10 protein-coding genes and 1 pseudogene are annotated in these 13,099 nt (G+C 53.5%); 9 read left to right on the top strand and 2 right to left on the bottom strand.

What is annotated here, in order from left to right; all coding sequences use genetic code 11:
• Positions 1-29: 29 nt before the first annotated feature.
• On the bottom strand, positions 30-1,751 hold the full coding sequence (locus ACN2TU_RS18990) for an ABC transporter substrate-binding protein (RefSeq protein WP_435157546.1): 1,722 nt from the start codon (positions 1,749-1,751) through the stop codon (positions 30-32).
• Between the two features lie 598 nt (positions 1,752-2,349).
• On the opposite strand from ACN2TU_RS18990, the gene ACN2TU_RS18985 reads away from it, so the two are divergent.
• From ACN2TU_RS18985 to ACN2TU_RS18975, 3 genes and pseudogenes are all read left to right on the top strand, one after another.
• Positions 2,350-2,805, top strand: coding sequence for a hypothetical protein (locus ACN2TU_RS18985; protein WP_435157544.1), 456 nt, complete (start codon positions 2,350-2,352; stop codon positions 2,803-2,805).
• A gap of 121 nt (positions 2,806-2,926) precedes the next feature.
• Positions 2,927-3,073 (top strand): annotated as a pseudogene (locus tag ACN2TU_RS18980) (hypothetical protein); the annotation flags it as partial.
• Between the two features lie 56 nt (positions 3,074-3,129).
• Positions 3,130-5,361 (top strand): glycoside hydrolase family 3 N-terminal domain-containing protein, encoded by a 2,232-nt coding sequence (locus tag ACN2TU_RS18975; protein WP_435157542.1) that lies wholly within the window; start codon positions 3,130-3,132, stop codon positions 5,359-5,361.
• On the opposite strand, the gene ACN2TU_RS18970 is transcribed toward ACN2TU_RS18975, so the two are convergent.
• A complete protein-coding gene (locus ACN2TU_RS18970) occupies positions 5,352-6,473 on the bottom strand; it encodes a TrmB family transcriptional regulator (RefSeq protein WP_435157541.1) in 1,122 nt (373 codons plus the stop codon). The two genes, ACN2TU_RS18975 and ACN2TU_RS18970, sit on opposite strands and share 10 nt — an antisense overlap.
• A 785-nt stretch (positions 6,474-7,258) precedes the next feature.
• On the opposite strand from ACN2TU_RS18970, the gene ACN2TU_RS18965 reads away from it, so the two are divergent.
• From ACN2TU_RS18965 to ACN2TU_RS18940, 6 genes are all read left to right on the top strand, one after another.
• A complete protein-coding gene (locus ACN2TU_RS18965) occupies positions 7,259-7,405 on the top strand; it encodes a hypothetical protein (protein WP_435157539.1) in 147 nt (48 codons plus the stop codon).
• Positions 7,406-7,944: 539 nt separating this feature from the next.
• On the top strand, positions 7,945-8,625 hold the full coding sequence (locus tag ACN2TU_RS18960) for an iron-containing alcohol dehydrogenase (protein WP_435157538.1): 681 nt from the start codon (positions 7,945-7,947) through the stop codon (positions 8,623-8,625).
• On the top strand, positions 8,576-8,755 hold the full coding sequence (locus ACN2TU_RS18955; protein WP_435157537.1) for a DUF5127 domain-containing protein: 180 nt from the start codon (positions 8,576-8,578) through the stop codon (positions 8,753-8,755). Before ACN2TU_RS18960 ends, ACN2TU_RS18955 begins: the two co-directional genes overlap by 50 nt.
• 110 nt (positions 8,756-8,865) lie before the next feature.
• Entirely contained in the window at positions 8,866-10,593 is a 1,728-nt protein-coding gene (locus tag ACN2TU_RS18950; RefSeq protein WP_435157536.1) for a glutaminase domain-containing protein, read from the top strand.
• A gap of 1,020 nt (positions 10,594-11,613) precedes the next feature.
• Positions 11,614-11,988, top strand: a complete 375-nt coding sequence (locus tag ACN2TU_RS18945) for a TrmB family transcriptional regulator (protein WP_435157535.1) — start codon at positions 11,614-11,616, stop codon at positions 11,986-11,988.
• Positions 11,985-12,287, top strand: coding sequence for a type II toxin-antitoxin system PemK/MazF family toxin (locus tag ACN2TU_RS18940; protein WP_435157534.1), 303 nt, complete (start codon positions 11,985-11,987; stop codon positions 12,285-12,287). Before ACN2TU_RS18945 ends, ACN2TU_RS18940 begins: the two co-directional genes overlap by 4 nt.
• Positions 12,288-13,099: the final 812 nt, after the last annotated feature.

Below are 13,099 nucleotides of genomic sequence, written 5' to 3'. Positions count from 1 at the left end.
ATTGGTTGCCTGTGTGCCGAACGTCTGCTCTAGTTACCCTGTACACTCAGCTTGTCGACGCGCGGTAGCCACTGCGTGGCCCACTTGATACCCAGCGCATCGTCTTTCGAAGGGGTGTCGAAGTTCTTGCTGCTGATCCACGTCTGTTCTTGCTTCTCGGTGACACCTAAGAAGGGAAGCGTCTGGTTGTGGTGCCAGGCGACGCGGCGGACGACGTTCGTCACCTCTTCCTCGGAGGTCATTGTCGCGACCTTCTTGATCTCTTCGAGCGGGCTGATCGTCATCTCGCCGCCATCAATCCCGGGGATGGTTTTCTCGCCAGTCGGGAACTGGTGCCCGCCATTGATATCGGGACACTTCATCTCCCACCGCAGCGGGTAGAACGGGAACGACGACCGTGCGCCACCAGGGAGCCAGTAAAACGCACCCAGTGCAAAGTTGTTGTTGATGTACCCATCGAAGTAGTCACCCATCGGCTTCGAAGATATCTCGAGGTCGAACCCGAAGGAGTTGAGCTGATCGACGACCGTGTTGGTCGCGGTCGTCCAGTCGGTCCAGCCTGCCGGCGTGACATACTGGGCACTGATCTTGTTGCCGTTGCTGTCTTCCCACTTGCCGCCGCTCTTGCTGTAGCCAGCGTCACGGAGCAGGGAAGCGGCCTTGTCGGTCTGTGAGGCGGACTGGCCGTAGGTCTCGAATTCACCCATGTCGTCGCCGAGCCAGGATTCCTGGTCGTCGACTGCGATCGCGGTGGCGACCTTGGGCGTGGCCTTCGTGCGCGGACCAGCGTTTCCGGCGACCGCCTCTCGGTTTATCACGTGGGCGATAGCTTTGCGAACGGCGACCTTGCCGAAGTGTTCGTGGCTGTGATTGAAGACGATACCGTAGCCCCACTTCGCAGGCGTGTTTACCTCTTGGACGTGGCCAGGCATGCTCTTAGCGATGTTCGGCGGCGCGAACATGCTGTAGACGCCATCGAGTTCGCCACCCATCAGCCCCTGCTGGAGTGCCGTGTTGTCTCCACGGTTCAGGAGCTGGATCCGAGTGAAATTTACCTTGTCCGCGTTGAAGTATTCCTCGTTCCGCGTGAGCTCCCAGGACTGCTTGTCCTTGGATTCGAAGCTGAACGAACCGTTGGCGACGACGTCCTTCTCGTACTTGAACTGCTGGAGAGCAGAGGCATCCTTGTCGAGGAACTGTTTGAACGTCGGATGGTGCGCGTAGATCCGGTCACCCTGCGACCCGATAGCGTGTTTGAGCAGAAGCGGGTTTGTCTCCTTTTTGAGATTTAACACGACGGTCTTTTCGTTCTCGCCCTGCTCGACGTTCTCGACGAAGTCCCAAATCGCCCCGTCCGTCTTCTTCTGTAATCTGAACTGCGTCATCAGGTCCTGGGCCGTGACTGCATCACCGTTGTCCCAGTTGAAGTCCTCTCGAATAGTGAGCGTGAATGTCTTGCCGTCCACGGACCAGTCTTCCAACCCGGCCATCTCGAACTTCTGAGTACGGTAGTTGTAGGAGACGAACCGCTCGAATACGTGAGCTCCCGCGATGGGGTCGTAGTTCTGTGTCGCATCCGGATTGAGATGCAAGTTCGCCGGAACACCGTTGTTAGTCGCGGCGACGAATTTGGTGTCGTAGACCTTCCCACTTGAGGTCGTGTTGCCGGTTCCGTTCTCATTTCCGTTGCCATTGTCTCCGCCACTACAGCCAGCGAGCGCAGCCATACCGGAAACGCCTGCTGCTCGCATGAAATGTCGACGATTGACTAGGTCACCATAACTGCTATCGCTTAACATGGTTCGTCCAAACAGGCTTACCCATATGTAATAAATCATTCGGTGGGTTAGTGGAGCATATATATTAGAACGTATCCCAGGCCAGAACAGCCGAGAATGGAGTGTCGTAACCTCCAGTGGCAGATCCCGCACGATCTCGACCCTGAAATCCTGCCTCAACGTCGAATTCTGGGAAACAATTTACAGCGAGAAGACGGTATTAGAGCCAATGTCCGCAGCCGACCCTCGACGAGTATAAAGAAGAGACTTCGTCAAGACAGCCGTCGCAATCGGTGGACGAGCGCACTGACAGCGTCTCTCGGTCGTGAGCGCTCGAAACTACAGACAGACATAGCATCCAGAGAAATACCGTCGCCCGCTGGAATCCGAGCGAACGACCGTCAGAACAGCACCGCTGGGGCGAATTCCTCATCCGTGACACTCACCGCAACACGATGCCACCGCAACAACTGGTCGTTCTCGATCTCAGTTCCGAAGGGTCGACGACGCCAACGACGAACGCGCGAGGCCAGATCGACTCCGTGTTGGGAACGCTCGAAGCAACCTTCCAGTGGGGTTCGGCGGCGACGCCCGGGCCTTGTTCAGTCGTGGGTTGCTGTTCACGTTGGCCTACAGTCCACGCTCCTTTGACTCCGTCAGCGACGTCCCCGAGACGCTGAGCCCTCAGCCCGATCTGTTGGCTGCCGTCGACGAAGACACGGCCGCGGCCGACTCGCCCGGGACGGCCTCCGAGACAGCCGACCTGACCGACCACGGAAAACAGGACGTCTTCGTCACGACCTTCTGGTCCCCCCGATCTCAAGAACAACGTATCAATGAGCGGTACGAATGCCTCAATCGACTCCTCGAACACGTCATTCACTCCAGTCAGACCGAGGAAAATACCCTCCTCGTCGGTCAGTCGAGTGGAGAACTCACCAATCGAGCCGACGAACTTGGCGTTCGCCACGGCGGGATGGAGATGGGCTGCGGTCGCGGCAGATTTCGACAACGACAGGGATCGTGACCTGATTTCCACCCTCCAGTTCCGCGCCCTCACCAAGACGGCAGCAGATGCTGAGTGGATCGTCCACCAGTTGAGCAACACCAATTACCTCTCATAGGATACACGTGTCGAACACGTCGGTGTCGGGAGTGCAGAGACGGTCGCAGTTCACGTCGAGTGGCCCGACGGGACCGAAGTAATGTTCGAAAATGTGAGGACGGACCAGCGGATTCGACTCACGAAGGCAAATATCGACGTCGTCCACAAGTTCGACAGCGGGGGAGAGTAGGAACAGACTATCACTCTCCCGAAATCTTATATACTGTTGTGAACGAGGGTTCAGACATGGCGAATGTAGACGAGCGCCTACCCTACAGGGATGAGGCGCTTCAGATCAATCAGCGAGTAGACGACCTTCTCGACCGAATGACTCTTGAAGAGAAAGTTGGCCAACTCGTCGGCACATGGGCCGGCGAGCTCGACACGACAAAAGGACTTGACGATGTCGAAGCCGAGATCACAGAGTACGGTGTCGGCGCTGTAGCGACATTCGGCTGGGCAGGGGCACGGGATCTGCGTCTCGACGACGTCGTCGAGACGGTGAACTATCTCCAGGAGATTGCCCAATCGGAGACGAGACTCGATATCCCACTCTTGTTCAACGTCGACGCCGTCCACGGGCACGCCTACGTGGCCGAAGCAACCGCATTCCCGAACAGCCTCGGGATGGCTGCGACCTGGGACGAATCGCTCGTCGAGTCCAGCGCCGAAGTTACGGCGACTGAGGTTCGCACGAGCGGGGGCCATCAGAACTACTCGCCGACGTGTGACGTCGCCCGGGACGCGCGCTGGGGCAGAACTTTCGAGACCTTCGGTGAGAGTCCCTTCCTCTGTGGCAAGCTCGCCGCAGCGCAAGTCCGAGGTTACCAGGACGATGGCATCGAGAACCCATCGTCAGTGATTGCCACGGCCAAACACTTCCCGGCGTACAGCGAACCAGTCCGTGGTGAGGACGCCTCACCGGTCGAAACATCCGAGTACATGCTTCGAAACGTCTTCCTCCCATCGTTCGTCGACGCGATCCAGGAGGGGGTCGAATCGGTGATGCCCTGTTACAACGTGATCAATGGTGAGCCTGCCCACGGGTCGCGACGGTTCCTCCGTGAGTCCCTCCGTGGCGACCTGGATTTCGACGGAACTATTGTCTCCGACTGGAACGGCGTCCAGATGCTCCACGACAACCACCAAATCGCAGCCGATCACCGCGATTCGGTGCAGCTGACGCGGGACGCTGGTCTAGACATCGCCTCCGTCGATGCCGTCGAACACGCCGAACACCTACAGTCGCTTGTCGAAGAGGGGAAACTCGCAGAATCCGTCGTCGAGGAGAGTGTCCGAAGAGTACTCACGCAGAAATTCAGACTCGGTCTCTTCGAAGATCCGTACGTCGACACCTCGAAAGCGACGGACGTCGTCGGCGCCGACGAACATAGAGCGCAGGCACTTGAGGCCGCCAACGAATCGATGACGTTGCTCTCGAACGACGGCAGCCTCCCGCTGGACGCCGACGCCGACATCCTGGTCACGGGCCCGAATGCGGACGACCCGATCCACCAGCTCGGTGGATGGAGCGTGCCAGACCCGGAAGGAACAGACGTCGTCACGATCCGGGACGGGATCGAGTCGCTGTCGTCGGGAACTGTCACCTACGAGCGTGGGTCGGGAATCGCCGAGACAGACGACGTCGAAGCTGCCGCACAAGCGGCAGAAAACGCCGACGTCGCCGTCGTGGCAGTCGGCGAGAACTGGTACCTCCATGAGTTCGGACCGACCGCACTCACCGGCGGGGACAACAACGAGTTCCCCAACAGGTCCCAACTCCAGTTGCCAGATGCACAGTGTGACCTCTTGAATGCGATCCACGAGACGGGCACGCCGATCGTCGGTGTCCTTGTTACTGGACGACCGCTCGCCGTGAACTGGCTGGCCGAACACGCCGCTGGCCTTTTGATGGCCTACTACCCCGGGACTATGGGCGGGCAGGCAGTCGCCGAGACCCTGTTCGGCGAGAACGAGCCAAGCGGTCGTCTGCCGATCTCGATCCCGCGGTCGGAAGGCCGTCTTCCAACCCGGTTCAACTACCTCCGGCACCCGACACCGATCGGCTCCGACCAACATCCGGATTCGTACGATCCCCTGTTCGCGTTCGGACACGGCGAGAGCTACGCCGAGTTCGAATACGGCGATATCGAGTTGAGTGAGACGACGATCGGCCCCCACGGATCGACGGCAGTTTCCGTTCCGATCGAGAACACGAGTGAACGAGAGGGAACGGCCGTGGTGCAAGCCTATGTCAGTGACGACGTCAGTTCGAGAGTGACGCCGGTAAAGGAACTCCGTGGGTTCGGTCGCGTGACCCTCGAAGGCGGTGAGTCGGGGATAGCGACGATCCGAATCGAGGCAAACTCCCTGGGCCTCGCTCAGGAAGACGGCAGTCGATCCGCCGAACCAGGCAACTATACCCTCGAAATCGCGGATCAACGAGCAACGTTGACAGTCGAGTCGAACTACAACTGAGTCAGATCGTTCGTCGACGATCTGTTTGCTTCGGTATTGTAGGGGAAATTGATAGCCTCGATCGTGATTCGGTGGGCTTCGATATCCTCGTAAATCGCACCCCACGAGCCGACAGACAGGACTTCGTTTCCGGTATCGAGGAAGATAATTGAGTAACCTGAGAGATCTTCTAACGAGAGGCCAGCGTCTCTGCTGGTGTATCGAGTCGGGTAGAACGCTTCAGCAAGTCGGCCTCGCTTGATGCAGTCTTCACGCGATCGGATGTAGTTACCTCGAACGGCGATATGGATCTCCGCGCCGTCGTCGAACAGAGGAACAACGTCGCGCATAAATTCCTCGAGGGAGTCGTACTCCGTCCAGTCCGAACACGACTCGAACAGCGGCTCCCACATGTGCCACTGACAGCTGACAAAATACCAGTGTGTGATGAACGAGAGTATGTAGTCGTTGATCAGGATGCCATAATCCTCGTCAGCACGCGTGTTCGGTGTGAAGAACGTCCGGTTGCGGTCGATAATCGCGAGGAACGGGCCGGGAATCGTGCCAACCCGGATATTGAGATTCGAGTTCGCGAGTCCGAGCGACGCAGCCTTCTCGCGAAGGTTCGGTTCGTCGTAGAGGTGGATACGGACGAATACGCCCCGATCAGCGGCGGCTTCGAGTTCGGGAAGCAGTAATTCAAACTGGTCGAACGCCATCGACAGTTCGGCAGTGACATCTGCCTCTTCGAGCCGCGTCCGAACGTGCTCGTACACCGTCTCTGGTCGCTTCACGACGCCGACCCTGTGTTCGTCGACCTCGGGTTCCTCCCAGCGTTCTTCGAGTTCTTCGGCCGCTTGCGTCAACAACGACCCCAATGATCGCAATTCGTCGAGGATCTCGTCTGGTTCGTTGGGCTCGGCGTGGAGGCGGTCTCCCTCTATTGTCTCGACAAATCCCTGTTCTTCGAGCGAACGGAGGGTTTCGTACACCTGTGACGTCGGTATCGAAGACTTGCTCGAGATATCGACAGCAGGTAACTGACCGTATTTAATGAGCGTCAAATACGCCTCAGCCTCGTACTTCGTGAGATCCGCGTTTTCCAGTGCCCTTCGGAGCTCTTCGACGTTCATAAACCGTAATTCGGCTGTTTCGGGGAAAGTCTGTCGGTAATCTCCATACCGCATATGCCGATAGTTGACATAATATAGACACATAATATCATTTGTAAAAGGGCCCTATATATATATTTTAAATATAATGGATCAAGAGGCTCAAACATCCGATTTCAATGATTTTGAGGCATATCGTGGCAGCCTGAATATAGAATCATACAGAATATGACTATTTCGCGGATCTCAAAATTCGCACAACCATATTATTCATTATACTTCTTCCAGGGAGACGGCCTCAACAGTGGTAGATTCGTTCGATTTCCATTACAGACATAGCGGTGTAATGGAAGACCGAGATTGAATGCGAGAGATGCGCCTGACGAGAGGGGTAAAACAGGCTTCGGATCGAATCTTCTCGACGAAGCAGTCGCTCGTAGACAATGGCCCAGTCGCCAGAGCCGACTGACACCGTGGTCCGAGCAGTCGACTAGTGGGTCTGACGTTTCGACGGTTACATTACAAAAGCGTAAGGGGATTCGACGGAATTGCGATTCTAACATCCAATCTGCTCGACTATGCGAAGCTTAAACGGATCTGGATCGAGCGCACGTAGCAGGACGTCCAAGAAGGCGACGGAAAGTCACAAAAAGCATGCTCAATCTGCATAAGATTCGCAGTGCTGAGTCGGGCACCTTCTACTAAGATACGAGCGACCACATTAGTGAACGGGAAGTCGCCGATCTCGTGTTCGCGCTTGCTGGCTATCTCGTCCACGACATTACGAGAAAGTCCTGTTCATTCTGTTGGACTCGCTCGAAGCGCTCTATACTGATCGGATCGCGACGTTCGCCGACTATTTCAACGAATACGCGGGCTGTCTCGTCGCGGCACCCCTGCTCGAAGATGCAGCTGCGCTTGACGAAGAATACCAGCGCATAGCGAACCTCTAACCTATTACTGTCAATGATGATGATGATTCGTCTATTCATATTACGGTCGAAACTCGTGTCGGGCTCACTCAAAAGAATGTTTCGAGCATATCCGAGATTTTCGTTGAAAGGCGGTTCGACAGACACTAAATAAACAATATTCGATAAACACACGCTGTAGCATACAATCACAATAATCTCATCCGTACATTAATTAATTCAATACTATATTATTTTTATTAAAGTATGCACTTTTATAGATACGGACTCATGATCACAAATACAGTTTTGTAATGGCATAGTGGAACGGCTATCGAAGCCGTCTTACAATTCTAATGATGTTCACCTGCCTTACAGTTACAGTACTGTAATTATTCCACTATCCGAAGCCAACAAATAGCACAGTAACAAATCAAATCGCCGGTGAGTAGAATCGGTGTATACGATCTGAAAAGTACGGTTTCTCGGTAGAAAACGATACTAATTGTAAATTCTTCACCAGCATCTCATCTATAATCCTAGTTGAAAGAGTATTTACCATTGTAGTCGAATCTGAACCTATGCATCGCGTATTCGCTTCACCAGCTCGCTACATACAGGGGCCTGGAGCTTTAGAAAGAGTCGGTCCGCTGGCACTCCAACACGGCGAATCAGCGCTACTCATCTCCGACTCGGACGTGTGGCGGGTCGTTGGTGATTTGGTAGAGGAAACTTTTAATGACGTGGATACTGGCCTGGAAAGATCGGATTTCACTGGAGAATGTTCTACTACCGAAATCGACCGACTCACTGATGTTGCAAGTAAGATAAGTGCAGATGTCATCATTGGGATTGGCGGTGGGAAAGCCATTGATACGGCAAAAGCTGTCTGCGCGCGTACTGGGGGAGTAGTTGGATCAGTCCCGACGATCGCTTCGACAGATGCCCCAACCAGTAGTCTCTCGATCATATACAAGGAAGAGGGAACATTCGAGAGAGCCCACCGTCACGACTTCCATCCATCATTCATAGTTGTTGATACGAATGTCATCGCACGCGCACCGACTCGCTGGTTCATCTCGGGAATCGGCGATTCACTTGCTACATGGTTCGAAGCCAAGGCGACAAGGAAGAGTGAGGGAACGACAATACATGACACTCGACCAACATATTCCGGTCTTGGCATTGCGCGTCATTCCTATGACTTGATTCGTGAAAACGCTGAAGACGCAGTTCACGCCGTCAACGAGACTCGAAGTTGAATTCATCTCACCACTCCTGCTCGAGGAATTCGAGATCCTCGCTCGGCCGGCGACATATGTCTCATTCTGTACTCGTTCAATAGATAGTCGTTCCCACGACATCTCGATATATTTGGCACTGTCTAGTTAAGCGATTCTGTTGTAGAGTGGCGTTTCAACGTCTCTACCGTGAGTGGCTAACGAATCTCCTCGTCTCATCATGACTAGGTTTTCGGTGAAGCAATCGAATTTAGTCTTCTCATGGTGCAGCCGATCTTACTTTCAAGAATCAGTTACTTACGAACAGTGCATAAAACACCGTCAATCGTACCGCTGTCGCTTGGTTTTCCTTATCTAGACAGTGCCATATATTTTGATGTGACTGGTGAGTGGTGTGTCGATGATAGAAAACAAACCGTTGAATCAAATCGTATCTCCATCCCGGATGTCGGCCAGGCACTCCAAATTGGTACAACGACCCAGGAGATACTCGGTCATTGCGGCGATGACAGACGCATTGACTGGGGGTATCTGTATCTTCTCCCTCCGACCGACTTGGCATCTGATATGATTGTCTCAACAACAGATATGCGCGATGCGTTTATTTCGACTGGCCAGCTGTCCCAGTCAGACTCGCTTACCGGAACTACCGAAGTTGGCCATACACCACCAGTACTGGCTTGTGTATTTGATATGGACGTCGAAACAACGTCTGAACAGGAGACGTTCCTTACCATCGCCTATGACGAACGGGAAGCTATCGAATATTTCGAAGAAAACCTCCAGCCTTACTGGCGACGCAACGAAAAAACAGTGACAGAGATGCTGACCAGCGCTGTTGCTGACTATCCTACTCTCCGCGAACGATGTACAGAGTTCGACGCAGGATTGAGACAACGGTGTCGATCCGCGGGTGGAGAGTCGTACGCAGATATCACAGCTCTCGCATATCGCCAAGCAATAGCTGCACATACGCCCGTTGAATACGACGATAAACCGCTTTTCTTTTCAAAGGAATGTTTCAGCAACGGCTGCATTGCGACAGTTGATGTGACATATCCCTCTATTCCACTCTTCTTGTTGTATGCTCCCGACCTGGTCAAAGGAATGCTTCGGCCAATATTCCGCTATGCCCAAACCGATGACTGGCCATATGAATTCGCACCACACGACGTCGGTACGTATCCAAAAGCGAACGGCCAAACGTATCGTACCGTGAATGATGAACTGGTGCTTGAGAACCAGATGCCGATCGAAGAATGTGGGAACATACTCATCACAACTGCAGCAGTCTGTCTCCGAGAAGGATGTTCGGCGTTTGCAGACGAGAACTGGAAGTTACTCACACAGTGGGCGGAGTATCTCGTTGAGAACGGCTTTGACCCGGGTGAACAACTCTGTACGGATGACTTCGCGGGACATCTCGCACACAACGTAAATCTCTCTTTAAAAGCCATTTTTGGTATTGCGAGCTACAGCATACTATGCGAACTTCGTGGCGATGAAGACTGTCAGGTGAAGTATCTGACCATCGCAAATCAGATGGCCGAGGAGTGGACTCAATATGCCGATGATGGTGATCACTTCCGATTGACATTCGACAGGCCAGGGACGTGGAGTCTCAAATATAATTTAGTCTGGAACGACTTGTTCGACCTGAGTTTGTTCGATAACAATGTTGCACAACGGGAGGTAGTAAAATATCTCGAAGAACGGAACGAGTACGGAACACCCTTGGACAACCGGAAAACATACACGAAAGCCGACTGGCTTCTATGGGCAGCAACACTTGCTGATGACGAGTTGGACTTTAAGCAGTTGATCGAACCCCTGTGGCGGTTTTTGGATGAGACACACGACCGAGTACCATTTGCGGACTGGTATAACACGGACACAGCCGAACGGAATAGGTTTCAGCACCGATCCGTGGTTGGCGGCCTTTTCCTAAAACTGCTCAATCAAGAAAAGCACCTGCTGAACTCGCATTAGAAATACTTTCACCATAATCTCGGTATGAGGAGGGTCAGCTTGACGAAGCACCTATCAGAAAATTCACGGTTGAACGAAATCAATGAAAGGTTCCGGTCGCCTCCGACTATCCGTTCGCTGTTACCTGGGCAAGCAACCCCAGACACAGTGGTGGCAAATACGACCGTACAGTTCAAGGAACCGTCGAAGCTACCGAGAGTACGGTCTACTCTAAGTATTATTATCGTCCTCTCGGCTGCAAACGTATCGAACGACAACAAGAGAGGGGGCCGTGATTGGGACATTGACTGCAAACCTTGGAACTATAACGCTCACCGATCCAAGAACCAGCACGATCATCGGAACAAGAAGAAGACGATCTGTTGGTTCCGCGTGCATTGTCCCGACGGGACACTGGAAACGGTGTCAGTGGCAGTCGAGGCACTTCCTCTCGTAATCACAGCTCCTCATTTCGACAAAGACCGTTCATTACCGCTTTCTAATCTTGCTCCTCCGAAGACCAGGATCTGCGCATAGATCGAAATGGGGGTCCCGGGGTGATTCCACTTCCGCTTAGTCGCGAATGGAGAAGTGGAACGAATATCGCCATCGCAAACAGAATCTGACGTTACAAGGCATCAACACCACGAAAATGAGGATTTACTCACCTTATAAAGGTCATACTGCTATATCAAATTTTCGCGTAGTAGGGTCACTTCCGGTGTTCGCCCTAAGCGGAAGTGGATGTACCCCGAGATCCCCAAATCAATCTATGCGCAATTCGTATTGCAGACCGATTGCTCACATCTCCTCTGCCAACACAATACTAACTAGAATTCTGACAACGATTGCCATCTTAGTGTTCTTCCCTCAGCATTCGACGTCAACAACTGAGCCTCCCAAATCTAGATATTGACGACTGCACAGACGATGATTATCCTGATACTCTCGTCGAACTGCTCACCACTCACTAATGCTGCTGACAGCAGTGACACTCCTAACAGAGTAACATCTATACCAGTACAGTCATTACTCCCATCTATGTCAATCGATATTGAAAACTTCGAAGAAAAGAGCAGCGAGGAACTCGAGAAAATGACTAACGGCGAGCGTGTCCTCCGATTTCTCGCCGAGAACGACGACCGAGCGTTCAAGCCTGCTGAGATCGCCGAGCAAACTACCGTGAAGAAGAACACCATTGGCACTGTTCTCAGTCGCCTCAAGGATCGCAACCTCGTCCGACACAAAGGCACGTACTGGGCGATCACCGATGACCAGGAACGCCTCAATACATTCACAACGTTCCGCCAGTCGACCAAGACGCTCAACGACCAACTCGGAGAGGAAGACCCCGAAGAATGGGAAACCCACGCAGCGGACGACTATCCCACCGAGAAGCGTGAGAACGACAAATGAAATATGACCCAGGCGACGTCATCTTCGGTGACGATCCATTCAATGACCGTGAGGCTCCTCGCCCGTGGTTGGTTGTCTCCGACGAGACTCATCCGTTCTATGGGGAGCAGTACATCGCGGTGACACTCACAACGAAGTCCTGGCATGACCACACGATCTCCCTTACTGACGACAACTGGGAACATGGCGGGATGCCCCGTGAGAGTGCGGTCGTTCCCTGGGGCATTGCCTCACCTGATCACGACGATCTCAATCATGATCGGTATCAGGGAACGCTCACGTCGGCGATGGTTGAATAGATCGCCTCCGAAATAACCGAATATCTGCTTACTCCCTAAATCATCTGAATAGGAAAGAGTCAGTCTCTATCCAGCATGAAGCCGAGCTTCTGCCGCCTAAAATTATAAGCAGAAGTGGAATTGGACGAGTCGACGCCCTCGGGGAAACAGATTTCGTTTGAACAATGAGCCAGCACCGTTCGAATCCCGGTATTGGCCCCCTCTACGTCTCAGATTTGAATGAGGCCAAAAATCTTCGAATATCCGTCGGGCGACGGCCTCGTTGTCTTGGGTTGTCGTCATGGTGGTTCTCTCGTACTGTGACGGGTACGAGTAGGAGACTCTCGCTATTTGCTTAGTTATGATCAGGTTTGCGCAGTGAAAAATGACCACCGTGGTCGGTTTCGATCCATCGATCGATATCGTATGAGCGGTTTGCCCACTCCCGCGGGGTCGGAAAAATGTCTTGAACTGACCTCAGATCTTCGCGTGCATGATTTATGAGGGCCGTCACTCGCGAATGTGGACAATAGTGTATCCGAGAAATCTCTGCCTCGTACACGAAAATGCCACTGGCGGTGAGTTATGGCAGGAGGATCTGACGCAACTGAAGGTGTATGTCCTCACGAGCGTCTGGCGACTTCGAAACGAGTCCGTCGACCACCGTCGACTGGTCAAGCGTGGAATCGCTTGAGTGTTCAAACGTTCACAGGAGGGTTCGTACCCGTGTCTCTGCATGGAGCTTTTACAGTGGTTCAACGGAGAAAGACGTTGTTGGTCGAGTGGTCGTTGTTGGCTTCGAGGGCGGTACACCGTCATCGGGATCGTTGGAA

Source organism: Haladaptatus marinus (genome assembly GCF_051194195.1).
The sequence above is the reverse complement of the archived record's forward strand: the minus strand, read 5'-3'. Positions and strand labels throughout refer to the sequence as shown.